At 40.0% G+C, this 24,919-nt stretch carries 25 protein-coding genes; 23 read left to right on the plus strand and 2 right to left on the minus strand.

Going from position 1 to position 24,919, the window contains the following annotated elements:
• Positions 1-2: 2 nt before the first annotated feature.
• Positions 3-476 carry a PilW family protein gene (locus HNR53_RS12150; RefSeq protein ID WP_184526283.1) on the minus strand — a complete coding sequence of 158 codons (474 nt, stop codon included), beginning with the start codon at positions 474-476 and terminating at the stop codon, positions 3-5.
• Positions 473-901, minus strand: a complete 429-nt coding sequence (locus tag HNR53_RS12155) for a prepilin-type N-terminal cleavage/methylation domain-containing protein (RefSeq protein ID WP_184526285.1) — start codon at positions 899-901, stop codon at positions 473-475. Before HNR53_RS12155 ends, HNR53_RS12150 begins: the two co-directional genes overlap by 4 nt.
• A gap of 370 nt (positions 902-1,271) precedes the next feature.
• Between HNR53_RS12155 and HNR53_RS12160 the strand changes: the two genes are divergently transcribed.
• From HNR53_RS12160 to minD, 23 genes are all read left to right on the plus strand, one after another.
• A complete protein-coding gene (locus HNR53_RS12160) occupies positions 1,272-1,703 on the plus strand; it encodes a type IV pilus modification PilV family protein (RefSeq protein WP_184526287.1) in 432 nt (143 codons plus the stop codon).
• On the plus strand, positions 1,700-2,182 hold the full coding sequence (locus HNR53_RS12165; RefSeq protein WP_184526289.1) for a hypothetical protein: 483 nt from the start codon (positions 1,700-1,702) through the stop codon (positions 2,180-2,182). The genes HNR53_RS12160 and HNR53_RS12165 overlap by 4 nt, the downstream gene beginning before the upstream one ends.
• Positions 2,183-2,194: 12 nt before the next feature.
• Entirely contained in the window at positions 2,195-3,589 is a 1,395-nt protein-coding gene (locus HNR53_RS12170) for a type II secretion system protein (RefSeq protein WP_184526291.1), read from the plus strand.
• Between the two features lie 153 nt (positions 3,590-3,742).
• Entirely contained in the window at positions 3,743-5,392 is a 1,650-nt protein-coding gene (locus HNR53_RS12175; RefSeq protein ID WP_184526293.1) for a type IV pilus modification PilV family protein, read from the plus strand.
• A gap of 300 nt (positions 5,393-5,692) precedes the next feature.
• Positions 5,693-7,156 (plus strand): hypothetical protein, encoded by a 1,464-nt coding sequence (locus HNR53_RS12180; RefSeq protein WP_184526295.1) that lies wholly within the window; start codon positions 5,693-5,695, stop codon positions 7,154-7,156.
• 174 nt (positions 7,157-7,330) lie between these two features.
• A complete protein-coding gene (locus HNR53_RS12185) occupies positions 7,331-8,137 on the plus strand; it encodes a PRC-barrel domain-containing protein (protein WP_184526297.1) in 807 nt (268 codons plus the stop codon).
• An 83-nt stretch (positions 8,138-8,220) separates the two neighbouring features.
• The gene (locus tag HNR53_RS12190; RefSeq protein ID WP_184526299.1) at positions 8,221-9,555 is read left to right on the plus strand and encodes a G5 domain-containing protein; all 1,335 of its coding nucleotides are present in this window, start codon (positions 8,221-8,223) and stop codon (positions 9,553-9,555) included.
• Between the two features lie 13 nt (positions 9,556-9,568).
• Positions 9,569-11,236, plus strand: coding sequence for a GspE/PulE family protein (locus HNR53_RS12195; protein WP_184526301.1), 1,668 nt, complete (start codon positions 9,569-9,571; stop codon positions 11,234-11,236).
• A gap of 15 nt (positions 11,237-11,251) precedes the next feature.
• Entirely contained in the window at positions 11,252-12,307 is a 1,056-nt protein-coding gene (locus HNR53_RS12200) for a type IV pilus twitching motility protein PilT (RefSeq protein ID WP_184526308.1), read from the plus strand.
• Positions 12,294-13,499 carry a type II secretion system F family protein gene (locus HNR53_RS12205; RefSeq protein WP_184526310.1) on the plus strand — a complete coding sequence of 402 codons (1,206 nt, stop codon included), beginning with the start codon at positions 12,294-12,296 and terminating at the stop codon, positions 13,497-13,499. Before HNR53_RS12200 ends, HNR53_RS12205 begins: the two co-directional genes overlap by 14 nt.
• A 109-nt stretch (positions 13,500-13,608) precedes the next feature.
• Positions 13,609-14,112 (plus strand): type II secretion system protein, encoded by a 504-nt coding sequence (locus HNR53_RS12210; protein WP_184526312.1) that lies wholly within the window; start codon positions 13,609-13,611, stop codon positions 14,110-14,112.
• A 40-nt stretch (positions 14,113-14,152) separates the two neighbouring features.
• Positions 14,153-14,908 (plus strand): prepilin peptidase, encoded by a 756-nt coding sequence (locus HNR53_RS12215; protein WP_184526314.1) that lies wholly within the window; start codon positions 14,153-14,155, stop codon positions 14,906-14,908.
• Positions 14,909-14,920: 12 nt separating this feature from the next.
• Positions 14,921-15,907, plus strand: coding sequence for a type IV pilus biogenesis protein PilM (pilM, locus tag HNR53_RS12220; RefSeq protein ID WP_184526317.1), 987 nt, complete (start codon positions 14,921-14,923; stop codon positions 15,905-15,907).
• Positions 15,907-16,548 (plus strand): PilN domain-containing protein, encoded by a 642-nt coding sequence (locus tag HNR53_RS12225; RefSeq protein WP_184526319.1) that lies wholly within the window; start codon positions 15,907-15,909, stop codon positions 16,546-16,548. The genes pilM and HNR53_RS12225 overlap by 1 nt, the downstream gene beginning before the upstream one ends.
• 2 nt (positions 16,549-16,550) lie before the next feature.
• Positions 16,551-17,342, plus strand: coding sequence for a pilus assembly protein PilO (locus tag HNR53_RS12230; protein ID WP_184526321.1), 792 nt, complete (start codon positions 16,551-16,553; stop codon positions 17,340-17,342).
• Between the two features lie 169 nt (positions 17,343-17,511).
• Positions 17,512-18,648 carry an SPOR domain-containing protein gene (locus HNR53_RS12235; RefSeq protein WP_184526324.1) on the plus strand — a complete coding sequence of 379 codons (1,137 nt, stop codon included), beginning with the start codon at positions 17,512-17,514 and terminating at the stop codon, positions 18,646-18,648.
• A gap of 273 nt (positions 18,649-18,921) precedes the next feature.
• Positions 18,922-19,488 carry a Maf family protein gene (locus HNR53_RS12240; protein WP_184526326.1) on the plus strand — a complete coding sequence of 189 codons (567 nt, stop codon included), beginning with the start codon at positions 18,922-18,924 and terminating at the stop codon, positions 19,486-19,488.
• 38 nt (positions 19,489-19,526) lie between these two features.
• Positions 19,527-20,219 carry a RadC family protein gene (gene radC, locus HNR53_RS12245; RefSeq protein WP_246439555.1) on the plus strand — a complete coding sequence of 231 codons (693 nt, stop codon included), beginning with the start codon at positions 19,527-19,529 and terminating at the stop codon, positions 20,217-20,219.
• 371 nt (positions 20,220-20,590) lie between these two features.
• A complete protein-coding gene (locus tag HNR53_RS12250) occupies positions 20,591-21,613 on the plus strand; it encodes a rod shape-determining protein (RefSeq protein ID WP_184526327.1) in 1,023 nt (340 codons plus the stop codon).
• 23 nt (positions 21,614-21,636) lie between these two features.
• Positions 21,637-22,524 carry a rod shape-determining protein MreC gene (mreC, locus tag HNR53_RS12255; protein ID WP_184526329.1) on the plus strand — a complete coding sequence of 296 codons (888 nt, stop codon included), beginning with the start codon at positions 21,637-21,639 and terminating at the stop codon, positions 22,522-22,524.
• Positions 22,521-23,039, plus strand: a complete 519-nt coding sequence (gene mreD / locus HNR53_RS12260; protein WP_184526332.1) for a rod shape-determining protein MreD — start codon at positions 22,521-22,523, stop codon at positions 23,037-23,039. The genes mreC and mreD overlap by 4 nt, the downstream gene beginning before the upstream one ends.
• 260 nt (positions 23,040-23,299) lie before the next feature.
• Complete coding sequence (minC, locus tag HNR53_RS12265; protein WP_184526334.1) at positions 23,300-23,986, plus strand: septum site-determining protein MinC; 687 nt, start codon at positions 23,300-23,302, stop codon at positions 23,984-23,986.
• Between the two features lies 1 nt (position 23,987).
• A complete protein-coding gene (gene minD, locus HNR53_RS12270) occupies positions 23,988-24,791 on the plus strand; it encodes a septum site-determining protein MinD (RefSeq protein ID WP_184526336.1) in 804 nt (267 codons plus the stop codon).
• The last annotated feature ends 128 nt before the right edge of the window (positions 24,792-24,919 follow it).

The following is a 24,919-nucleotide window of genomic DNA, read 5'->3' on the forward strand; positions in this document are numbered from 1 at the left end:
ACCTACAGTCGGGATAATATAGTTTCAACTTCAAATTGCAAGTTATGATCTTTTTTGCTTTTTAGCATCAGTTTCATGCGAAAAGGTTCTTTCAGCGGATTTATTTGTTTCGAAAAATTTGCCGCATAAGGTTTTTCGCAGGAATTTTCACCCTGATTATCAAGGTCGCAAATAAAATAGAGAAAGTCTGAATCGTTCTCGCTAATTACTACTGTTTCTCCCTCCAGAATCATGAATGTCTCATTGTTTTCTATTTTTACCGTATAGTCTCTGTCTTTTTCATGTTGTTTTTTTAACAGATTTAGCAGATAGTTTGCTTCTTGTTGAATTAATACAGTATCTTTCGCCTTGGTCGAATAATTGAGTCCGTTCATAAAGACGCTGTACAGAACTCCTGCTATGATAGAAAAAATGGTCAGTACAGCTAATAATTCTATCAAAGTAATCCCTTTTTGATTTAGGTTCTTCATTTTCATTCAGCGGATGTCTCCTTATCGGCCGGTTCATAATACGTATAAGTTTCGGATAACAATTCGTTTTCCTTTCGCACCTCTATATGTACAAGGTATATTGGGAAAACGGCAGCGGTTTCTTCAGCAGCTGAAATGGAAATAATTACATCATAATGAGTATCGTTATTTTTGGGCTCCATGATAAGTTCTTTATTGGGGTTTTTACTCCAATTATCAATTTCATCTGTGAGAGCATAGTCTTTTTTTATTAATTCTTTGTATTCCCGTGCCACATTCATCGCCTGAATATCATCTGAATTAAGCGAATTAAAGCGAAAAGTATTGGTAAAAAAAGCGAAAAGACTGATTAGAACGATCGATAATATAGATAGAGAGATTAATAATTCGATCAAAGTAATCCCTTTAATATTTTCTATAAATTTCTTCATCTTTAACCCCTTGCAATTATGACAGAATTAAAACAATTTTATTAGCAACAGAACATTTTTATTTTACTATATTTATATGAACTTGTACTTAGTTTATTCCGTGATTAAAATAGTTAAAAATTACTAATATAAAATACTCATATTTTATCATATCAACTTTCATATGAGTTGATTTTAAATTTAAAAATGTGTTTATATGGGAATTTAATTCATCTAATCCTATAATATAATATAAGTTCTATTTAATCTGCGTGATAAAAATCACTCAGACTAATTTACTATTTTATGGCTAAAGTGGTATTATAATAGCATAAAGAATTATAAATTGTTTACGCAACAACATAGATTACTAACGAATAAGGTGATGGGTATGAAGAATGAAGGGGGCTATACATTAATTGAAATTCTCGCAGGTGTATTTATCCTCAGTATTGTTCTAACTGTATTTTTTCAATTTTTTATTTTTTCACAAAAAACAACAACGGATAATAAAGAACAGTTAGTGGCGTTAAAGCTTGCGGAAACAGTTTTAGAGCAAATAATTAGTAATAAAAATGGTTATCAGGATGATTTTGTGTACGTGGAAGGAGAACCTCAAGCACAAACGTACAGTTGTGAAAAAGAGGATACTACCTGTAACGATAGGTATTATTTCATGTTCAATAACAATGAATATGAAGCCCAGATTACAGTTGGTGCCCAACAGGAGGACTTACGAATTTATAAGATTACGGTGAAAATATACGGGGAAATGAATAAAGAAAAACCTCTAAGCGAAGTGAAAGGTCTTGTAGAACTATGAAAAGAAAAATTCTTTCATCAGCAAAAGGACTAACTCTTGTTGAATTACTGTTGTCACTTTCCTTAATTGGTGTTGTTTCTGTTCTCATTATAGGGGTATTAGTAAGCGGTATGGATAGTTATAGGTCGGTAAATAAGCAAATTTCTCTCCATGATGAGGCTAACGCAATCATGACTAAGTTTTCCAATGAGATTTTTGTCGCAACGAAAGTTGAACCAAATTCAGTGGAACCAGTGAAAGAGATTCATATAAAAAAATATGGGAGTGGTGATGTTATCACGACGTTAGGATTTGCTGGTGGGAATGCAAACATAAATGGAGCCCCGATTAATTCGCCATTTGTAACAGTAGAAGAATCTGCCTCTAGTTTTGCAGTTGATGAGGAAAATGGCATCGTCCATATTCACTTGGAACTTACTGATGACAATAATCGAAGCTTTCAACTAACCGAAGATGTAACCTATGTAAAAGTTGAATAGAGTGGAGGTGTGATGATGGGGAACGAAAAAGGATCAACACTTATCCAAGTTCTGCTTGTCATTCTAATTTTCTCAGTTCTTGGAATCTCATTGCTGGGGAATACCGTTGGGGAGAATAAACGGGTCAATAAAACGGAATCAGATACACATGCGAGAAATATAGCAAGAGATGGTCTTACGCATTTTAGTACATCTTTCCAAAGATATGTAGAGAAGAACTCTCCTGATTCGTTAAATCTAAACAGTTTTAATTTGTTTTTAACTGAATATGTAAATAAAAATGATGAAAGTAACGGGATAAAAATTACAGAGATTAAAATAGATGACAAAAACCCAAATATAGTGAAGGTTGCAAGCCTTGGCAGTAAGGGTTCTAGTGAAAAAGTATTAAATGGTTTCTATGAATTAGATTTTGATATCGACTTTGATAGGATAACAGCAGATTTGAAGACCTTTCAAAGCGGAGCATTAAAGGATTTTTCGAACACATTAGTTGGGGCAAAATTGGGGGGGCTAGCAGATCTTTTTGTTCTTAAATTGCCAGGAGGCAATAATCAGTACTACGCAGTACCGGATAGCAATATTCTTTCAGGTAGTTTATTAACTTTAGGTGCTGGCTCCTTTGATGAGTATAAAGATTCTGAAGTTGTCGCTGTTCGGGAAGGTGGGATTTTAGGGGGAGACTTAATTAAAGGTCTTATTAAACTAAGTCTCATTCAAATTGCACCTGAAAAGGAAACAAATGTTGTAATTAACGGTGCTTATACGAGTTTAGGGCTGCTGGGATTAAAACTTTTTGGCGGGTACAAGGATATTAAATTTAAAAAATTTGCCGTAACTGGATCGGCATTAATCGAACAAAAAGATAATGATAGAAGAACGTTTAGCTTTGATAATGGTTTGTATGTAGGTAAAACGTTAAATATCGGCAGCTTTAATGATGTTTCTGGGAATGAAAAAAATAGTAAATTGAATTTAGATGGGGATAAAAATGGAGATGGAAATGGGGGGATGGTAGCGAAAAACCTGGTTATTAATAATGCAGAATTATCTGCTAAGAGCAATATCTACATTGAAGGAGATGCGGTTATAAAAAATTCCTGTATCAATCCTGGGGATACAAATTTAGGATTTCGGTTATTTGTGAAAGGAAAATTAACCATTGAAAATAATAGTGTTGATAGCAACTGTAATACATTTAATGGGTTATTCTATGCTGAACATGGAATTGATGTAATAACAAATAATAAATCCATGATCATCAATGGTGGTTTAATTGGTGATTTAACAGTAGATGGCGGTAATGATCCGAATAATAAGTTAACCATTAATACGAAGCCTGAATTTTTGCAGCAAGTAAAAGTCAACCATATTGAATTAATTCCTCAAGGAAGAACATACGAATAGATCTGTCATGGGAAATGATTAATTGGACTTAGCTATTGATATGGATTAAGAGCTAAGTCTAATTTATATTCAAAGTGACACTTGTGTCAAAATCATTTAACAAAAGTGACAGGGCTGTCAAAATAAAGAAAGAGAAATATTGGGGGTGTTTCTATGAGAAATGAGAAAGGGTCGACACTGATACAGGTACTGCTCGTTATCCTGATTTTTTCTGTATTAGGGCTATCATTAATGATCAATGTTGTTGGGGAAAATAAGCGGGTGAATATTACCGATTCTAACGTTCAGACGCGTAATTTAGCCAGGGACGGCCTGATCTATTTTGAAACTTCCTTTAAAGATTATATTGATAACAACAAACCCATAACACTCAATGAATTGAAGGGGCTCTTTTCTGATGCTAAATATCCTGAACAAGGCTGGATGACGATTAGGGATGAAAAAAATGAAAAAATCCAAATAAAGGTTAGTCATCCGGATATCATCAAAAGTAATCCAGATGGAATTGAATATAGTGATGAGACTGCAAAGCGTAACTATATTACAGTGTATAGTAAGGGGGATGATGGTACCACGGTAACAGAGCTAACCGGCCATTATAAGCTGGACTTTGAATTTGATGTTAATACACCGACTGTTCTTTTCGCTCAATTTGAAGAAGGAACAAAAGCAGTTGATTTTGCAGGCGGGGAACTGCTTGGCTTGGAAATTATCGCAGGTTTGGTCGGGGTGGATGCACTCGATTTTATTTTCTGGCATGGTGACGATGGCTATTATCCGGTACCTGATGATGGTATCCTGGATATTGATTTATTAGGAGATGCCCTTGAAGTCAATCTGCTTGGATTAACCTTTGATCTATTGTTAAATTTAATAAATTCTATTTCCGGTGGAACGTTAGATTTAGAGATTCCAAGATTTCATACAATGGAAAATAATCCTGTAGTTGCAGTCCGAGACGCGAAAGCTGTTGGACTTGATCTGTTGAAAATTGGTGAATTTAATTTACTTTCTCTTGATATCCTTAAGCTTCCAGTAGAAAAGAATGTAAACGTCTTAATAAATGGGCATTATGGAAATGTTAAAGTACCTCTTGTATCAAGTGCATTAGACAAGATTTTGGGGTTTCTCTTGCCGAATCTTATTCCTCTTGAAGGAGGTCATCAAGATATCGATTTTGAAAAATTATCGGTGGTTGGAAATGTCATTATTCAACAAGATAAAAATGATTGTAAGGATCAATTTTTAAAAAGCTGTGAGCAGAATATGCGCCGTTTTACTTTTGAAAATGGATTATTTGTTACTCAAACTTTATTGGTTGGAGGAGAGCGGGTAAAATATAATATCCCCGAACTGGATAAAGCGTTTGGAAAAAATGAAAATCATCTAGAGTTGGGTGGTGATATGGTTGCGATGAGAGATTTCATGATCGACAGTGCGAAAGTTAAGTTTATTGATGATGGAAAAAATACAGGCAGCAATATTTATGTCCATCACAATGCCGTGATTCGTAAATCTTGCATTCAGTCTGATTCCTCGATGTTTCGCTTATTCGTAAAAGACAAACTGACGATTGAAAATAACGTGGAATGTGCTTCCTATAATGGTCTTTTTTATGCAGAAAATGGCATTGAGGTGGTTATACCGGAAGGACAGACCATGATCATAAACGGAGAAGTAATTGGTGATATTAAAATCAGCGGTGGAGGAACATTAATCATTCATTCCAATTCATACAATAGCGTTGAATTTAAAGATATAAAATTAATCTCCCAAGGAAGGGTGTTCGAAGGAAGTGAATAAGGCGGAGACAGTATGTGTTTCCACTTCTTATACCTATTTAATAGTTATTTAGTAATGGTAAAATATCTAAGAATATACTAAATTATCCTGTAATAAACAGTGAATTAAAAATATTTTAGGACTTTAGATGAATTAATTTTAATGAATAATTAATTCCTTTCTTTTAAAAACCTCTTGAGTATTATACAATATTTTATAACGAATATTGTCATTAAAAGTCGTAAAGATAGAATTGATGATATTTGTCGATTTGATCTGCCAAAAGGATAGTATAAATTTACCAGTAAGAAAGGAGTGATTATGGTGAATACTGAGTTACTGATATTTTCATTGATATCATTAATTATACTGATTCCAATTATTTATTTCTTGCCTCTGAATTTAACCAAAAAGGGGAAGATAACAGTCATTGCTGTTTCCTTTCTTATAGCAATAGCAGGATTATTGACAAAGGTCTTTATGCAATTATGGCAAAGTATTTTGTTGTTGATCGGACTCATCCTTTTATTATCAATGATTTTAACGAAAAAATTCTCACCTGTCCTATTTAGCGCCGCGAATGGTTCTGCTAATGAAATTGAAAGTGATGATCACGAAAAGGATACGAAAACTGCAAATTTCACTAAGATGGAATCGATTCCTGTAATGCCTTCATATGGAATGAACGAAAACGCGGATATGAGAAATGAGTCATTAGAGCTTGAAAAACCAGAAGATAAAACGATTGTTTGGCAAAAAAATGAGGATTATAAGATAAATGAACTAGAAGAACTGCATGCGTTTGAAAATAACGCGGACAAAGAAAAAGAGGTCATTTTTCCTAATGATGATGCATTATTCAGCCCTTCTTTACAATCTGCAGCTTTTATTGAGAATAAAGAAACTCCCCCGTTAAGTCATTTGGAATGGGAGGAGATTGAGGAGCTTGCACCTATCGCTTTGGAAGAGCAGCCGGAAGCGGAGAAAGAAGAAATGGTAGTGAATGGTGATTTAAGCTATTTAAGTGAATTGGAAGAATTCATGCTTGAATCACAGGCAGAAGTCGCAGCTTCTTCTGAAATATTTGCTGAACCTGAAACAGAAACGGATACTGAATTCGAACCGGAAACGGGAGTTCAATCAGACGATACGGCTGATATTGAAACACTGCTCAACAGTCAGCTGGAGGAAGAGACTGAACACGATAACGATAGTAGAACAGAAGCTGCACTTGAAGAAGATATGGAGCAAGTCAGTACGGCCGGATATCCAGACTTAACCGATCTTTCTGATGAAGATTTACAGGTTGTTTACAACGAAGAAGTGGAACCTGAGGAAACGATGAATGAAGCACCTGTCGTTGAAGCGGCACCGGAAAACATAATAGAAGATGTTCAGCACCCAGTTCAAGGGGCAGAAGGCGATGGAAGTGGCGCTGTGTATGAAGACACAATTGATGAAATGAAACTTCAAGAAATTCAAGTAACGCCTTTTGCGGAGCAGCAGAATCCAATGGAAGCATTAGCAGAGATTCAGGAAGCGGCAGCGGAAACAGAAGTATTTCCTGAGGAACATCCAGCCCTTTCAGAAAATAACGGCAGAACAATCGAACATAGAGAAGTGTTCGAAACACTGCTGCTGCAGGCTGAAATTGCGAAGAAAATGCAAAACAAAGAGCAGTTTGAACAAATAGTAGAAAGCTTCCTGACCTATGATGAATCAGATAATGAACGTTATAAAATGCTAAAGAATTTATTGAAAGATTATATAAAGATAATGAAATAATGATTCTTTCTTTGTTTTTATGGGAAAATTAAGAGGAGATTTATTCTTATTTTTTCATAAATATGACAGGAGTTTCATTATTTTACAAGAGCATTATACGAAGGAATCATTTATTATAGTGCTATATGAATGTTTGCTGAATGTATCTCAATAATTAGGCGTGGTGAAATATGAATGAAAAATAGTGCTCAAATTACAGGCTTACCGATCATCAGTATTACAGACGGTATACAGGTCGGAAAAGTAAAATCATTAGTCATAAACCCTGAAAAAGGGGCCGTTGATTTTTTAACCATTGAACAGGATGATTGGCAGGTCAGTGTGAAGGCGATCCCGTTTAAGAAGGTAATCGGGGTAGGGGAATTTGCTGTAACCATTGACAGCGATAGTGCCATTATTGATTTAAATGAAATTCCAATTGCCAATCAGCTTGTTAACAAAAAAATTAAGATCCTTAACACCAGAGTGATGACAAGAAAAGGTGAACTGATCGGGGAAATAAATGAATTCTACGTTGATGAAGACAATGGACTCATTCTTGGAATGGCCTTGAAAACTTCAGATAGAGAAGTGGCGCTTCCATCCGAATTTGTCCTAACCTACGGGAAAGATATCATCATTGTGAAAGAAGAGGCGACGGAGCATTTTCTTTCCAGTACAAATGAGTTAGATCCCGCAGTAAAAAAGACAGAAGCAGTTAATTTAGAAAATAGTGCCGATCCAGTAAGTGAATTACTTCCCGAAATGGGGGTACAGGCAAAAGCAGATGCTGCTGCAGCAGTTGAAGATGATGAATTAGCTGCCTTAAAAAGAAAACAAATTGATATTTTAAAGGGAAAAAAATTAACAAAAACCATTTACAGTACAAATGGACAGGTACTGCTCGAGGCAGGAATTGTTTTAACACCTGAGGATATTACAAAGGCCCAGGAGGATAGTCCAAGTACAGTGGTTGAATTATCCATGAATGTGGAGGAGTAGAACGTTCCGCAGGTATGTCTTGTCCTATTGTTTTCTCTTTTTAGGCAGACTGCCTGTTTTTTTAGTTAAAAGGGGGTTTGGGGTTGGAGAACAAACGTGATCTAAAATTGATTCTGCTTATGCTTCTATGTACGGGTTTCTTCTTTAGTTTTTCAATATTTGGCGAACAGGCTTATGATCGAGTCTCTGCATCGAAAGCGGAATTTCAAGAAAATACGGCAATCGGTCCTGTTGATGTTTCGCTGTTAACAAGCGAAGGGGCGCTCAAAAAACTTCAGCAGGAACAGAATACTTGGATGAAGCAAACAACGATTAATCTCCAGTATAAAGAAAAGAAAATACCATTTGATAATAGCAGTTTCATATTTTCACCGGGGAAATCGATTGACGGGGCAGCGTCAGGGGTCAAAAACCCGCTGGTTGTTGATGTTGCTGGGGAAATGATTTCTGCTGTGTTGATTGATTTTGCTATTGAGGAAGGGTCATTTAATCGAAAAGCATTTATTCAGGAATTGCTCTCCTATCCTTCTACACTGCAAAAGGGTGTACATAGCATAAAGCTGGAGGATTTCCTTCAGGAACAGCAGGGAAAAAAAGTCATTTCTGAAGCGGCGGTTACGTTCCGCGATAACAGTGAACAAATGGATCTTTGGGTTTCCCAATTTCCAACTGTAACAATCAAGCCGCATTCCCAGTTCTCCATCATGGATGCAGTTGCTGAGAAGGGGATCAAAACCTTTACATCAGAAGGCTTAAGCATTGCCGCAACAGCCATTTATAAGGCTGTCCTGCCGACGAATTTTTCTATTACAGAAAGAAGCATCAGCCGGGAATTGCCTTATTATGCTGAGGCAGGGTATGAAGCGAAGGTTGATTACTTTAAGAATATGGATTTGATTATTGCCAATCCAAATGACGATGAATATGTTCTCGAATTTAAACAGGCAGACAATCAGCTGCATGTTTCGCTCGCCGGACCTGAATTATTATACCAATACAAGATCGTTCTTTCTGAAAAGGAAACCTTTAAGCCGAAAAATATTTTTCAGTATGATGCAAAGCTTGCTTATGGCCAACAAAAAGTGAAAACTCAAGGGACAGAGGGCTTCCTGCAGAAGGTTTACCGGGAAACCGTTGACAGCACTGGGGTTACAACGGATCGGGAGCTGTTATCGGAGGATTTTTATCCGCCTATCCACACAGTCGTGCTGCAAAGCATTCAGCCTAAACCTGAGATCCCTGAAAGTGAAATGCCGCCTGGTACCGGAGGAGCATCAGGAACTCAGACCGATGTTCCACAAGCGAATGCAAATGCTAATACGAATGGGACAGCTCCTCAAGCAGAGCAAACACAGCAAGAAAATAATACCAATAAGGATACTAGCGATAACTCATACTATATGAATCATACAAAATAAGAATTAAGCAGGGATGAAATTGAAGAAAACTAGAAAAAGACTAGGCGATATCCTAGTTGAATTCGGATTAATTACAGAGGAAAAGCTGAATGCGGCCATTAAAGAAAAAGGTCCCGAGCAAAAGCTCGGCGATGCTCTGCTTGAACGCGGGTTAATTACGGAACAGCAGCTGATTGAAGTATTGGAATTCCAGCTGGGCATTCCCCATGTAAATTTATATCAGTACCCATTCGATCAGCAGTTGTTTTCCCTGATCTCAAAAGATATGGCGAAGCGCAATATCATTATTCCGTTAAAGAAAGATGCGGATCGATTAATTATTGCGATGGCCGATCCGATGGATTACTACTTAATAAAAGATCTCGAACTCGTTACTGGCTTTCAAATTGAACCTGCGATTGCGACAAAGGACGATATATTGCGCTCAATTAATAAGTATTACGGCATGGATGAAGGACTTGAAGAATTATTCAGTGAAAATGAAATGGATGTTGAAGTTTCAAAAGACAAAATTGTGGATCAAGACTCTCCAATTGTCAAACTTGTTAATCAAATCCTGACCAATGCGACCACTTCAAGAGCGAGTGATATCCATCTTGATCCGCATGAAACAAAATTATTAATCCGCTACCGTGTCGATGGCGTCCTCCGCACAGAACGGACACTGCCAAAGCATATGCAAAGCATGCTCACAGCGCGGATTAAAATTATGGCGAATTTGGATATTACCGAACACCGTATTCCACAGGACGGCCGTATTAAAATCAATGTCGGCTACCATCCGTTAGATTTGCGTGTTTCAACATTGCCGACGATTTACGGTGAGAAAATTGTCCTGCGTCTTTTGGATTTAGGGACGGCTCTCATTGATTTAAATAATCTCGGTTTTAATTCTTTGAATTTAAAACGTTTTCTGAACATGCTGGAAAAACCAACGGGAATTATATTGATTACCGGTCCGACTGGTTCTGGTAAATCATCCACTTTATATGCTGCGTTAAATCGTATAAACAATGAAGAAGTCAATATTATTACGATTGAGGATCCGGTTGAGTACCAGCTTGAAGGGATTAATCAGATTCAGGTCAATGCCAATGTTGGCATGACCTTTGCTGCAGGATTGCGTTCGATCCTGCGGCAGGACCCCAATATTATCATGGTTGGGGAGATCCGTGATAAAGAAACAGCCGATATCGCCGTACGGGCATCTTTAACGGGACACCTAGTTTTAAGCACCCTGCATACAAATGATTCTTTAGGATCGATTACCCGCTTGCAGGATATGGGAGTGGAACCCTTCCTCGTGGCTTCTTCAATTTCCGGAATCGTTTCACAGCGTTTGGTGAGAAAAGTCTGCCGTGACTGTATAGAATTTCATCCGCCATCGAAACGAGAAATAGAAATTTTCGCCAAAAGAGGGTTAAAAATTGAAAAAGTAGCACGCGGCAAGGGCTGCCCATCCTGTGATATGACAGGGTATAAAGGAAGGATTGCGCTGCAGGAGGTTTTAGTAGTGGACGAGGGGCTGCGCCGCCCGATTATGGATGGCGAACCATTTTCGAAACTAAGAGATATTGCTATTAAAAATAAAACGATCTTCCTTATTGATGACGGTCTGCTTAAAATCAAACAGGGACTGACGACAACGGAAGAAGTATTGCGAGTGGCAGTACCAGATTAATAGGGGGGTGAGAGAATGAAGACGAGACTTGACAACATTCTTCGGGCTGCGGTGGAGTTTAAGGCCTCTGATATTCATATTACGACCGGGGTACCGCCCATTATGAGAATTCATGGGGGGTTAAAACGCTACGGCAAAGAAGTTCTATCCCCTGAAGATACAGAAGAGATCGCCAAGGTTGTAATTCATGAGCAAATGGAAAATGTCCTGCACGATAAAGGGGAAGTAGACTTGTCGTATGAGGTTTCCGGTGCTGCCCGCTTTCGTGTGAACGTGTACCAGCAGCGGGGCAGTATCGCCATTGCCTTCAGGGTCGTGCCAACGAAAATACCCGCTCTCGAAGATCTGAATATGCCCCAGGTGCTGAAAAAAATAGTGAAAAAACCGCAGGGGCTGATTCTTGTCACAGGACCGACAGGAAGCGGGAAAACAACGACTCTGGCATCCATGATCGATTACATGAATAAAATGATGTCGAAGCATATTATTACGCTGGAGGATCCAATCGAATATCTGCACGGACATGGAAACTGTATTATTGACCAGCGGGAAATCGGCCATGATACAAAAAGCTTTGCCGCCGGGTTAAGAGCGGCCCTGCGCCAGGATCCGGATGTCATCCTCGTCGGAGAGCTGCGCGACCTTGAAACGATTTCGACAGCGATTACGGCAGCAGAAACAGGGCATCTTGTCTATGCCACTTTACATACATCGAGCGCGACTTCGACCATTGACCGGATTATCGATTTATTTCCACCTTCACAGCAATCGCAGATTCGCACACAGCTGGCTTCTGTTCTTGTTTCTGTCATTTCACAGCGTTTGTTTCCCACCGCAAATGGCAGCGGGCGGATTGCAGCAACAGAAATCATGCTCAATAATGCCGCAGTGGCCAATCTAATCCGGAACCAAAAGATCGAGCAAATCATGAACGTGATCCAAACTTCACGAGCACAGGGAATGCATACCCTTGAGTCGAGCATTCATTCCCTGCTGCAAAGAGGCATGATCACCATGGAAACAGTGCAGCCATATCTGCAGGAAAAGGTGTTTGAAGATGGCAAGATTTAAATTTAGCGGCAGGGACTTAAAAGGAAAAAAAACAGGCAGTATCAATGCCGGCTCGAAAAGAGATGCCCTGCTGCAGCTGAAGGAAAAGGGCGTTAAAGTCACAGAAATCAATGAGGTTCCGGAAACGCTGTTAACAAAGGATATTCAATTGGGGAGCGGTGTGAAATCACAGCAGTTTGTCATTTTTTTGCGTCAATTTGCCACTTTGATCCGTGCCGGCGTTTCGTTAGTTGATTCCACTTCGATCCTTGCCGCGCAAACGGAAAGTAAGGCATTAAAAAAGGCCTTATTGGATGTTGAAGTAGATTTACGCAGCGGGCGTCCTTTATCAGAAGCAGCGGCAAAACATAAAAGGATATTCTCCAATATGTTTATCAATATGGTTCGCGCCGGGGAAGCAGGCGGGCGGATTGACGAAACATTAGACCGTCTCGCGGTCTACTATGAGAAACAGCATGATACGAAGCAGAAGGTCATCTCGGCGTTAATGTACCCGGCTGTTTTATCAGTTGTGGCTGTCGGTGTTGTCATTTTTCTCTTAGTCAGTGTTGTTCCGACATTCGTCGATATGTTTAATGATTTTGGCGGCGAGCTGCCGGTAATTACTAAGTTTGTTATGAATGCCAGTGCCTTTATGCAGGCTTATTGGTGGCTGATATTGATTTTAGCGATTGGACTTGTAGCGGCAATTATGGTTATCCGCAACCAGCAAAAGAGCCGTTATTATTTTGATTATGCATTGCTTCGGATTCCTATTTTTGGCAAGGTGCTGCAAAAGGCCGTCATTGCGAGAATGACGCGCACCTTAAGCTCTTTATTTGCCAGTTCCGTGCCAATCTTAGAATCGATGCGGATTGTCGAAAATGTCGTTGATAATGAAGTTATTGCCAGGGTCATTAGAGAATCACATGATTCCCTCGAACAGGGACAGTCATTGACCGTACCAATGAAAACTCACTGGGTTTTCCCGCCCCTTGTTTCGCAGATGATCGCGATTGGCGAAGAATCCGGTGCGCTGGATGAAATGCTGTCAAAGGTAGCGGATTTCTATGAAAAAGAAGTGGAAACAACGACAGAGCGTCTGAAATCGCTCATTGAACCAGTGATGATTATCATTTTAGCGGCCTTAGTCGGGACGATTGTATTATCGATTATGATCCCGATGTTTAAAATTTATCAGTATGTCGGATGAAAAATTTATTATTGTTAATATTTTACTATATTCATATTTTGTTTTATGTAATATACTAAAAATAGAGACATATGTCATAGGATGAAAGTTATGGAAAGGGGAAAATGACATGATTAAGAAAATGAAAGAGAGACTTAAGAATCAGAAGGGTATGACATTGATTGAGCTGTTAGCAGTAATTGTTATTTTGGGGATTATTGCTGCGATTGCGATTCCTAGTATTGGTGGACTTATTGATAATTCAAGAAAAGATGCCCATGTAGCTAATGCTCAGCAAATGATTAGTGCGGCGAAAATGGCGGTATCATCAGACAATGGGGTTTTTCCAAAAGTAAATACAAAGGTTTACTTATCACTTGACTATTTAGAGAAAAAAGGCTATATGGAAACTCTCAAAGATCCAGATGGAGGTCTTACCGCTACTGATGGTTATGCACGAGGAACAGCAGTTGCGGCAGATGGTACGTATACAGGTGCAAAAGAAGAATCTTATGTTGAAGTAGCAAATACTGCTGGAAAATTATCTTATTCTGTAGCACTTGTTGGATCTGAAAAAAGCATTGCACTAACTGCTGAACATGCGTTAGTAAGAGATAGTGTCAAACAGAACTAAGCTAAATAATTTTTATTCTTAAATAAAGTGGGAAAAGAAAATGTACTCTTATTATTATCTGAGCATTTTTCTATTTGGTCTCATCCCCGGTTCCTTCTACAACGTAGTAGGTCTCCGCATCCCAGCGGGAGAATCAATTGTGAAACCGCGATCGCATTGCCCGCAATGCGGTCATACATTAGGAGCACTGGAATTAATTCCGGTTCTGTCATATGTTTTCCAAGGGGGGAAATGCCGCCAGTGTAAGGCTGGTATTTCCCCTCTTTATCCTATTATGGAGCTCACGACAGGGTTATTGTTTCTCTTTGCAGCGCTTATGCTGGGCTGGACACCGGAATTATTTGTGGCATTGACACTGATTTCACTCTGTATCATTGTCTTTGTCTCCGACTATACATATCTGATTATTCCGGACAAAGTGCTGCTCTTTTTCCTGCCGCTTTTTGTCTTGGAGCGGATATTTATCCCGCTCTCTCCATGGTGGGATTCCTTGCTCGGAGCAGGTACCGGCTTTGGCCTGCTGCTTTTAATTGCCGTAGTCAGTAAAGGCGGCATGGGCGGCGGCGATATTAAGTTCTACGGTGTGTTAGGAATTGTCCTCGGCTTTAAGCTCGTGCTGCTCAGCTTTTTCCTTGCCGTCTTTTTCGGTGCTTTCATAGGCGGTATTGGGATGCTGATGGGAAAAGTGAAGAAGGGCAAAGCGATCCCTTTCGGACCGTATATATGTTTCGCTGTCTTGATCGCCTATTTTTTTGGCGGCAGAATACTACAATGGTATTTTCAATTTTTTATTTAAGGAGTTTTGCTGATGGGCTTTCCATTAACTATCGGTAAAAAGAAAATCATTAATTTAACGATTAAGGATCATATTATTCGCTTCGTCGAATTAAAGCAAAAGAATCCTTTGGCCATCGCAAGATATGGTGAACGCTATTTACCAAAAGGGATTATTCATGACGGCAGAATTCAAGATCCGGAAATCTTTACCGCGATTTTAGAAGAATGTGCCGAGGATTGGAAAATTGCGAAACGCCAGGTGCGTTTCATTGTCCCGGAATCGTTAATCATGCTGAAGAAAATTGCCGTACCAAATGATATTCAGGAAGATGAAATAGAAGGGTATATCTTTATGGAAATCGGTTCGAGTATCCATCTTCCGTTTGAGAATCCGATATTTGATTATGCGCTCCTGCCGCAGCAAAAAAATGAGCAGGAACTGCTCCTGTTTGCCGGTCCGGAGGAAGTCATTCAAGAATATGCAGAATTGCTTGAGGAGGTCAAGCTGCAGCCGATAAGCGCCGATATTTCTTCCTTGGGCTTATATCGTCTTTACCATCAGCAGCGTCCTGACGATCGGGATAATATCATGCTGGTGCAAATCGATTTGCTTTCGGTGAACCTTTGTATTTTCCAAGCCCATAAACCGGTTGTAGCCCGTCACTTATTAATGGATGTCGATCTTGATAAATGGGAAAAAGATCCGAATAATCATAAACTTGATACCTATCAAGGAGATAAAGAGGAGGTATTCTTCCCCTTTAGAGATGTATTTCTTGAAATTGACCGGGTGAGGAACTTTTATAATTATTCATTAAACTATGGCAACAGATTGGTCAATAAAATAGTTGTCAATGGCGATCATCCATGGTTAGCGGAAGTTTGCCGCAATTTGGCACAACAGATTGATATTCCAATCGAGATCATGAATTGCCCATCCATTGTGACCAATACGGGCGATCCCGTTGACCCTGGGTTTTATCTCAATATTGGCCTTGGTTTGAAAGAGGTGGACTAATGTTAGTTGAAATCAACCTCCTTCCGCAAAAAAACAGTAAAAGTAAGTTAATCTTTGTTATGATCGGCATCATTATTTTCCTTTTCGTTGCAACTTCAGCTTTTTTTGTCTGGCAGATCAATGCAAAAGAAGCGAAACTTTCTGAGACACAAAATCAATTAGACACCAAATTGGCGATGATTGAACAAAAAAACCAGCAATTAAAGGAATATAATGCCTCCACATCGGTACAGGAGCTTGAGCAGGCGATCAAATGGGCAGATACCCAATCGTTTGATTCCGTCTTTCTTCTAGATCAACTGACAAAGATGCTGCCGGAACGCGGGTTTATCTTAGATTTTAAAATCGATGAAAATTATAAGATTAATCAAGTGATCCAATTCGACACAAGAAGTGACGCGGCCTATTATTTACACACCTTGCTGGCACATGATTGGGTCGAGGAAGCCGTTATTTCAGAGGCAAAAAGTGATGAATTAGATTTGGGAGCAGATACAGAGGAAGGAAAAACGGCTTCTGTTTCTTACTATAATGAATCAAATGTTTTGCCGCGCTATATCGCGCAGTATGAAATTATCCTCAATCTTCAGGCTTTAGAGAAAGCTGCTGGACAGACTGATGAGAAGAAAGGGGAGAACTAATCATGTCGAAAAAAAATCTCCTCATAATGATTTTAGGTATTGTACTTATCGGTGCTGTTGCGGCAGGGGGATATTTCTATTTTTTACAGCCATTGAACAATCAATTGGAAAGCAAGCAGGCGGAATTGGATATGGCGAATCAGCAATTAACAATACTAGAAAATAAGTTAAGCAATACAAGCGAGGAAACGGCGAACAGTACGATGAAGCTGCAGAAGCAGATTCCAGTGAAGCGCTCGGTGGAACAATTAATGTTGGACATTGAAAAGGCAGAAACCGTTTCAAATGTAACCATCAAAACCATTACAATGGGGAGTTCGGGAGCCGATGAGAGTGTAGAGACAGCAGCTCAGCAGACGCCGCAGGATACAAATGAAAATCAAGCCGACACGAAGAGTGATAATCAGGATCAGACAAATGGAAAAGAAACGGCGTCAACGACTGTGCTCGATGAAGAAACCGACAAGCAAGCTGCCGTTCTGCCAAGCGGCGTGAAGAAAACGCCGTTTACGATTAACGGTGAGGCAAAAAACTACTTTGAACTGCAGAAATTTCTCGACAGCCTGCAGGCATTGCCACGGAAAATAAAGCTTGATAATTTATCGTTTAAAGGATTAACTGAAGTGATGGATGCCGGGCAACAAAATGAGAAGATCACCTTTGATCTCTCCGTTTCCGCTTTTTATTTTCCTAAATTAGCAGATTTGCACAGCGAGCTTCCTCCAATTGATACACCGGATGCAGCCAATAAAAAGAATCCGTTTAACGAACTTCCAACGAACAGTGGGAAATAGGTGTTTTCCCTATCGTGTAAGTCTCATTTGTAATTGTATATGAAAATCAAACAGCCATCTGTAAAAAAATGGCGAAAGCATTGTATAACAAGACGACAAAAGTCTTGTTATTTTTTTTGCCTCCTGTGATAGGATGAAACCACGAGAGAAGCCGGAAGGGGGCAAGTGAATGGACAAGCCGCAAAAAGGAAGGACGATCACCATTAAAATAGATGGAAATGAACGCCCGAAAAAGAAAAATAAACCAGAACCTGTACCAGAACTAGTACTAGAACCAGTACTAGAACCAGTACAAGAACCAGTACTAGAACCAGCAAAGGAACAAGTTAGTACACAGTCCCCTGCAGCCAATCATATCGAGCTGGAATCAGCGGCTGCAAAAGAAGCAGCCGTTGAAGAGGAGCCCTTTGAGTGGATTCTTCCGACAGAAGCTGAGGAGGGAAAACTGGAACAAAAGGTAGAAGAAGGTTCAAAGAAGAAGGAACAGAGGCCTGAAAAACTTCCTTTTATGCATAACAAAGGGAAAAAGCTAAACCCGGAGAAGCGGAAATGGGTCACAACCATTTTTCTCATTATCCTTTGCGCCGTTATTCTCGGCACTATTTTTGGCTTAACGATGCTGAAGATGGTTTTGCCCGATGAAGGAGCTGCAAGAAGGAGTGAGCCTGTATTACAGCAAGAACAGCCAAAGCCGCCCGCAGCTGCAGTGGGGAGCGGTGAAATAGAACTTCCGCCTATAACCGCCTCTGTTGTCCAAGCGGGAATTTATTCTGTAAAAGAAACGGCTTACGAAGAGCAGTCTAAACTGAGGAATAAGGGGATTCCCGCCCAGGTAATGGATATGGAGAATCTAGGTATGAGCGGGAAGTTTGCCCTTTTTATCGGAGTTTCAAACAGTATCGCTGAAGCAAAAACTTTGAGTCAGGAACTGGGAGCAAGAGGAATTGAAACATTCGCCAAGGAAATCACAATTGGGGAAAAAACAGTCAAAGGGATTGGCGGTGAAGAAAGTAAACTGCTGGAAATTGCTCCGCAGATATTTCAAACGATGACGGTGAACTTAAGTGATGGGAGGGCAGATGCAAAGATATCTCCAGAAAATAAAGCGGCTTTTGCCAAGCAGGAGAAAAGTCTTGCAGCGATAAAAAAGGATAATCTAAAAACGGAGAAAATAGTTCAACTATATGCGGAAGCAACTGCAGCAGCATCCCAGTTCATGAAATATGAAGATAAACTTGATAGTGGTACAGAAACAGCCGTTCAGCAGCATTTACTAGCCTTTCTCGCGCTTTATCAGGAGTTATAACGAGCTGCTTTTCCCAGGAAATAATTGTAATATTATATTGAAATAGAAAAATGTTTGAAGCGAAACATGGGTTCAGGATTACTGCCGTTTAAGAAGTTCCTCTTTTTAAACGGCAGCTTCAGCTCAGGATGCTGCGATATTAGCAGACATGGATAAATTTTGCAGGATAGTAAATTCTATTAAGAAGTACCAGAAACTTCATTGTTACCCAATAGAAATCGTGATAACATAAAAGAGTATCTTCCTAACTTCAATCAAAGGAAAGGTGAAAAAATGCAAAACCTCATTTTAGCCTCGTCATCTCCACGCCGAAAAGAACTTCTGGAAAATCTTCATGTATCCTTTATGACCGTAAGCAGCGATGCAGATGAGAGTTATCCGCCGGAATGGACTCCTGACAAAATCGTGACAGAGCTGGGCTTGAGAAAGGCAAGGTCTGTTGCCAAAGAATATCCTGACTCCTATGTCATTGGTTCCGATACGGTTGTCGCCATCGGTAACGATGTGTTAGGAAAGCCAAGCAGCCGCGAGGAGGCTTTTTCGATGCTGAAGAGTCTTTCCGGAAAAACCCATTCAGTCTATACCGGAGTCGCCATTGTTTCATCTGAAAACGAAACGGCATTTTTCGAGAAAACAAATGTAGTGTTTTGGGAGTTGTCAGATGAAGAGATCAATCGGTATATTGAAACCGGTGAACCGTTTGATAAAGCGGGAGCCTATGGTATTCAAGGCTTTGGCAGTCTCCTTGTGAAAGGAATTGAAGGAGATTATTTTGCTGTGGTCGGTCTTCCTGTGGCCAGAACGGTAAGGGAATTAGCCAAAGCGGGATATACCGTTTGAACCTCTTCTGCCTCCCGCACTGCGAAAGGGAGGAAAAGATGTTACAGAATGAATCTTTAATGATCCGGGATTTTCCAAAGGATGAACGGCCAAGGGAACGATTTATCCAAAATGGTCCGGAAAGTTTGGCAAATCATGAACTCGTTGCTCTGATGCTGCGGACAGGGACAAAGGATGAATCGGTCCTGCAGCTGGCGAATCGCCTTCTGACGCATTTTGAGGGTCTGAGGCTGTTAAAGGATGCCACACTCAATGAAATTACCTCTATTAAAGGAATCGGAATGGCAAAAGCTGTTCAATTATTAGCCTCTGTCGAACTCGGCCGGCGTATTGCCAACCTCAATTATGATGACCGTTATGTCATCCGTTCCCCTGAAGATGGTGCCAAATATATGATGAATGACATGAGATTTCTGACCCAGGAACATTTCGTGGCCCTCTATTTGAATACGAAGAATCAAGTGCTGCATAAGCAAACAATCTTCATCGGCAGCCTGAACGCCTCAATCGTACACCCAAGAGAAGTATTCAAACAAGCTATCCGCCGCTCGGCAGCTTCGCTGATTTGCCTTCATAATCACCCCTCGGGGGACCCGTCGCCAAGCCGGGAGGACATCGAAGTGACCAAAAGATTAAATGAATGCGGTAAAATAATTGGCATTGAGCTGCTGGACCATCTCATCATTGGCGAAAATAAATTTGTCAGTTTGAAGGAGAAAGGGTATTTATAACACTATGATTTTCCCGCAGGTTGGTCTATAATATAGTTTGTGATTTTTTGCTGTTTATTGTTTAATTTTGCTAATTTTTGAAACAAAATTACCGTCTGGGTTAAAATGCCGGAGAGAAAAAAGCACATTAAAAAAATAATAAAATGAAACCTCAATGAATGGGTTTTCTTTATTCGAAATGCTTTGAGAACCTTGGTGGGGATATCATTTGTCTTAGGTTAATTGTCCTGAAAAATATACTTTAACAATTGGTGCATACAAGACGGGATTTCACTAACAATAATCAAGTATAGGCGATTCGGAAAAGTTAAGGATAAATGGACCATATCTTGAGAGTGATGGATTTTGTTTGGAGAAAGGGAGATACGACCATGTTTGGACTTGGCACTAGAGATCTTGGAATAGATCTAGGTACTGCAAATACACTTGTGTATGTGAAAGGAAAGGGGATCGTTGTACGGGAACCTTCTGTAGTAGCGATTCAAAAAGACACGAAAACGATTGTAGCGGTTGGTAATGATGCGAAAAATATGATTGGGCGTACACCGGGAAATGTTGTGGCACTCCGGCCAATGAAGGATGGAGTAATTGCTGATTACGAAACAACAGCAACAATGATGAAATATTACATAAATGAAGCATTAAAATCAAAAGGACTTTTCTCTGGGAAACCGTATGTCATGATTTGTGTCCCATCCGGCATTACAGCCGTTGAGGAAAGAGCCGTTATTGATGCAACGCGTCAGGCGGGTGCACGCGATGCTTATACAATTGAGGAGCCGTTTGCGGCAGCCATTGGTGCTAATCTGCCAGTTTGGGAGCCGACAGGAAGCATGGTCGTGGATATCGGCGGCGGAACAACAGAAGTGGCGATCATTTCCCTTGGAGGGATTGTCACAAGCCAGTCCATCCGTATTGCCGGGGATGAAATGGATGATGCCATCGTGAACTATATCCGTAAGACTTATAATTTAATGATCGGAGACCGGACTTCAGAAATCATCAAAATGGAAGTTGGATCAGCCGGTGATGCCGATGGGATTGAAAATATGGAAATTCGCGGCCGTGATTTGTTAACCGGTCTGCCAAAAACGATTGAAATTACAGCGAAAGAAATATCAACTGCATTAAGTGATACCGTTTATTCGATTGTCGATGCCGTGAAACAAACATTGGAGAGAACACCTCCGGAACTTGCGGCCGATATTATGGACCGCGGGATTGTTCTAACCGGTGGAGGTGCTTTATTGCGCAACTTGGATAAGGTGATCAGCGAAGAAACGAAAATGCCTGTATTAATTGCCGAAAATCCGCTTGATTGTGTGGCAATTGGAACGGGAAAAGCACTTGATCATATCCACTTGTTTAAAAATAAAGCGCGAGATTCTCGCTAAGAAGAGTATAGAGGTGTAAGTGAATGCCACAGTTCTTTTTGAACAAACGCTTGATTGTTTTGCTTGTTAGCATAATTATTCTCGTGGCATTAATAGGGTTTTCGCTTAAAGAACGTAAAGAGTTGACGTGGCCTGAGCAGTTTATAAAGGACTCTGCCGGCCTCGTTCAAACCCTTGTGTCAAGACCGGCGCATTATTTTGCCGGTTTTTTTGAAAATGTCAGCGACTTGCAAAATACATACGAAGAAAATAAAAAATTAAAAGCAAAGCTAAATGAATTAGCACAACTGGAAGCAAAGGTGCAAAGCTTAACAAAGGATAACAAAGAACTTCGTGAAATATTAGATAAAAAAGAAGCCTTAAGTGATTTTGAACCGACACAAGCCACGGTTATTGGCCGTAATCCTGATCGCTGGAATGAACTTCTGATCATCAACAAAGGTTCGACAGACGGGATCAAGAGTGATATGGCAGTTATTACCGCGACAGGAATGATTGGCAAAGTGAAAAACAGCCGCCAATTTACTTCAACCGTTCAGCTTTTAAGCTCAACAGATGCATCGAACCGGGTTTCCGCAGTAGTTCTTGGCGGAGAAAAGCCCTATTATGGTCAAATTGAAGGCTATGACAGCAAGAAAAAAATGCTGCTCTTGAAACGGATTCCATACGAAGCGAAAATTGAAAAGGATCAAATTGTCCAGACATCCGGCTTAGGCGGAGTATTTCCAGCTGAATTAATCATTGGCACGGTTGAGGAAGTCGTACCGGATGAATACGGCTTAACGCAAATGGCTTATGTGAAACCGGGTGCTGATTTTTATGATATTGAGCATGTCATGGTCGTGAAACGCGGAATGACACAGCCGGAATTACTTGATATGATCGGCGGGAAAGAGGAGGAGGAAAAGTGAAAAAAATTCTTCTTCCTCTCCTAATCACCTTTTGTTTTCTCCTGGAGAGTTTGTTTGTTGAATTATGGCCGGTCAATCTTTTTCACGGCAAGTGGATCATCGTGCCGCATTTTTTACTGATTCTTATCCTTTTTGTCACCATTTATGTGGGCAGGAAGCAAGGGATCATGTATGGTTTTCTTTTCGGGCTTTTTTTTGATGTCGTATACACCGAAATTATCGGAATCTATCTTTTCATGATTCCATTAATTGTCTATATCATCGCTTGGGTGATGAAAATACTGCAATCCAATATTTTTATTTCCTCCATCGTTACTTTATTTGGGGTAACCCTCTTAGAACTAGGGGTATACGAGATGAACTTTTTAATCCAACTGACAGAAATGAGCTTTTCTGATTACGTTAATTTGCGATTATGGCCAACTTTAATAATGAACTTGATCTTTATCATCATCATTGCTTTCCCGCTGAAAAAGTACTTAGAGAATTATGCGGAAGCTTTAAGAAACGATTAAAGCGCAGGGCTTTGGTCGTTTCCTTTTTTATTTTTCAGTGATGAATTTGGCAGTATTTTATGGATAAAAATAAAACATTTTGATGAAAAAGGAATTTGAACGATTTTTGTCGAAGTATTACAGCGGTTTTTCTATGATATATTGAAAAATATGGTGCAAAAATAAGTAAATGGTATAATAATTGAAGTAAAAAAAGGTATTTTTTTCATATCGTTTATAAAAAGGTAGATAGTTGCTCTAATCGAGGTGAACTGCTTGTAATGATAAAAAATCAAAATGTTACGATAAAAGGAACGAAGGATGGCTTAACGCTGCATTTGGATCATCTTTGTTCTTATGATGAATTAAAAAGAGAGCTGCAAATGAAATTATCAGAAACGGCCCGCACCCAAGAGGTCAATCAGTTAATTAATGTGAAGGTTCAAGCGGGATACCGGTTTCTATCAGAAGAGCAAAAAGAAGAAATTTTGGAGATTATTAAACAAAAAAAGAATTTTATTGTGAATGGTATTGATTCCAATGTCATGACGATAGAAGAAGTCACGAAAATGAAACAGGAACAAGAGGTTGTTTCCCTATCAAAGATTGTTCGCTCCGGGCAGGTGATCCAGGTTCCGGGTGATCTCTTGCTAATCGGCGACGTCAATCCGGGCGGCACGGTGATGGCAGGAGGAAATATCTATGTGATGGGTGCCTTAAGGGGAATTGCTCATGCCGGCTGTAATGGAAATAAGCAAGCAGTGATAGCAGCTGCTGTGATGATGCCCTCTCAACTGAGAATAGCCGACTATATCAACCGTGCTCCTGACCCTGACTATACGAAGGAACAGGAAAAGCGGGAAATGGAATGTGCTTACATAGATGAAAACAATCAAATTATTATCGATAGATTGCAAGTATTGATGCAGCTCAGACCGAATCTGACGAAATTGGAAGGGGGACTCTAGGATGGGAGAGGCAATCGTCATAACATCCGGGAAAGGAGGAGTTGGAAAAACAACCACCTCCGCCAACATTGGAACATCATTAGCACTTCAGGGGAAACGTGTATGTTTGGTGGATACTGACATAGGCTTGCGTAACCTTGACGTTGTTATGGGACTGGAAAATCGTATTATCTATGATCTGGTTGATGTAGTTGAAGGAAGATGTAAATTACATCAGGCACTAGTTAAGGATAAACGATTTGAAGACCTGCTTTTTCTCTTGCCGGCGGCACAGACAAGTGATAAAAATTCGGTAACACCCGAACAAATGAAGGCGCTGATTGACAGCCTAAAGCAAGATTATGATTATATTCTTATTGACTGCCCTGCGGGGATTGAACAGGGCTATAAAAATGCTGTGGCCGGTGCCGATAAAGCAATTGTCGTAACAACACCGGAGGCTCCGGCAGTAAGAGATGCCGATAGAATCATCGGTTTATTGGAAAAAGAAGAGAATATTGAGCCGCCGCGGCTTATTATTAATCGCATCCGCAGCCATATGATGAAAGATGGCGATATGTGGAGTGTCGATGATGTGGCGAACCATTTATCGATTGAATTGCTGGGAATCGTTGCCGATGACGAGGAAGTCATTAAAGCGGCTAACAACGGTGTACCGATCGCTTTTAATCCGAACAGCCGGGCGAGCATTGCCTATCGCAATATTGCCAGACGCATATTAGGTGAATCGATACCGCTTCAGCAATTAGAAGAGGCACCAAGAGGCGTATTTTCCAAACTAAAGCGGTTATTTGGCGGTAAATAAACCAAGGACATTCACTCCTTGGTTTTTTTGTCTTTGAACCCATCAAATATCAGACCCTCCAGATGCAGTCATATTCCCAGCTTCTGAGTCATAAACTTGTACTACTATTATGGTGAAAAGAATGGTGG

The sequence above is a fragment of the Bacillus benzoevorans genome (genome assembly GCF_014207535.1).
In the GTDB taxonomy this organism is placed as follows: Bacteria; Bacillota; Bacilli; order Bacillales; family Cytobacillaceae; genus Bacillus_BD; species Bacillus_BD benzoevorans.

What these genes read in the sequence shown, in the direction of transcription:
- HNR53_RS12150 (WP_184526283.1), bottom strand. Translation starts at nt 476, where the DNA reads ATGAAAATGAAGAACCTAAATCAAAAAGGGATTACTTTGATAGAATTA.
- HNR53_RS12195 (WP_184526301.1), top strand. Translation starts at nt 9,569, where the DNA reads ATGAAATTGAAGAAAACTAGAAAAAGACTAGGCGATATCCTAGTTGAA.
- HNR53_RS12240 (WP_184526326.1), top strand. Translation starts at nt 18,922, where the DNA reads ATGCAAAACCTCATTTTAGCCTCGTCATCTCCACGCCGAAAAGAACTT.
- mreC (WP_184526329.1), top strand. Translation starts at nt 21,637, where the DNA reads ATGCCACAGTTCTTTTTGAACAAACGCTTGATTGTTTTGCTTGTTAGC.
- HNR53_RS12180 (WP_184526295.1), top strand. Translation starts at nt 5,693, where the DNA reads ATGGTGAATACTGAGTTACTGATATTTTCATTGATATCATTAATTATA.
- HNR53_RS12185 (WP_184526297.1), top strand. Translation starts at nt 7,331, where the DNA reads ATGAAAAATAGTGCTCAAATTACAGGCTTACCGATCATCAGTATTACA.
- HNR53_RS12235 (WP_184526324.1), top strand. Translation starts at nt 17,512, where the DNA reads ATGGACAAGCCGCAAAAAGGAAGGACGATCACCATTAAAATAGATGGA.
- HNR53_RS12165 (WP_184526289.1), top strand. Translation starts at nt 1,700, where the DNA reads ATGAAAAGAAAAATTCTTTCATCAGCAAAAGGACTAACTCTTGTTGAA.
- HNR53_RS12175 (WP_184526293.1), top strand. Translation starts at nt 3,743, where the DNA reads ATGAGAAATGAGAAAGGGTCGACACTGATACAGGTACTGCTCGTTATC.
- minD (WP_184526336.1), top strand. Translation starts at nt 23,988, where the DNA reads ATGGGAGAGGCAATCGTCATAACATCCGGGAAAGGAGGAGTTGGAAAA.
- HNR53_RS12250 (WP_184526327.1), top strand. Translation starts at nt 20,591, where the DNA reads ATGTTTGGACTTGGCACTAGAGATCTTGGAATAGATCTAGGTACTGCA.
- pilM (WP_184526317.1), top strand. Translation starts at nt 14,921, where the DNA reads ATGGGCTTTCCATTAACTATCGGTAAAAAGAAAATCATTAATTTAACG.
- HNR53_RS12170 (WP_184526291.1), top strand. Translation starts at nt 2,195, where the DNA reads ATGATGGGGAACGAAAAAGGATCAACACTTATCCAAGTTCTGCTTGTC.
- HNR53_RS12205 (WP_184526310.1), top strand. Translation starts at nt 12,294, where the DNA reads ATGGCAAGATTTAAATTTAGCGGCAGGGACTTAAAAGGAAAAAAAACA.
- HNR53_RS12200 (WP_184526308.1), top strand. Translation starts at nt 11,252, where the DNA reads ATGAAGACGAGACTTGACAACATTCTTCGGGCTGCGGTGGAGTTTAAG.
- HNR53_RS12155 (WP_184526285.1), bottom strand. Translation starts at nt 901, where the DNA reads ATGAAGAAATTTATAGAAAATATTAAAGGGATTACTTTGATCGAATTA.
- HNR53_RS12215 (WP_184526314.1), top strand. Translation starts at nt 14,153, where the DNA reads ATGTACTCTTATTATTATCTGAGCATTTTTCTATTTGGTCTCATCCCC.
- minC (WP_184526334.1), top strand. Translation starts at nt 23,300, where the DNA reads ATGATAAAAAATCAAAATGTTACGATAAAAGGAACGAAGGATGGCTTA.
- HNR53_RS12225 (WP_184526319.1), top strand. Translation starts at nt 15,907, where the DNA reads ATGTTAGTTGAAATCAACCTCCTTCCGCAAAAAAACAGTAAAAGTAAG.
- HNR53_RS12230 (WP_184526321.1), top strand. Translation starts at nt 16,551, where the DNA reads ATGTCGAAAAAAAATCTCCTCATAATGATTTTAGGTATTGTACTTATC.
- HNR53_RS12210 (WP_184526312.1), top strand. Translation starts at nt 13,609, where the DNA reads ATGATTAAGAAAATGAAAGAGAGACTTAAGAATCAGAAGGGTATGACA.
- radC (WP_246439555.1), top strand. Translation starts at nt 19,527, where the DNA reads ATGTTACAGAATGAATCTTTAATGATCCGGGATTTTCCAAAGGATGAA.
- HNR53_RS12160 (WP_184526287.1), top strand. Translation starts at nt 1,272, where the DNA reads ATGAAGAATGAAGGGGGCTATACATTAATTGAAATTCTCGCAGGTGTA.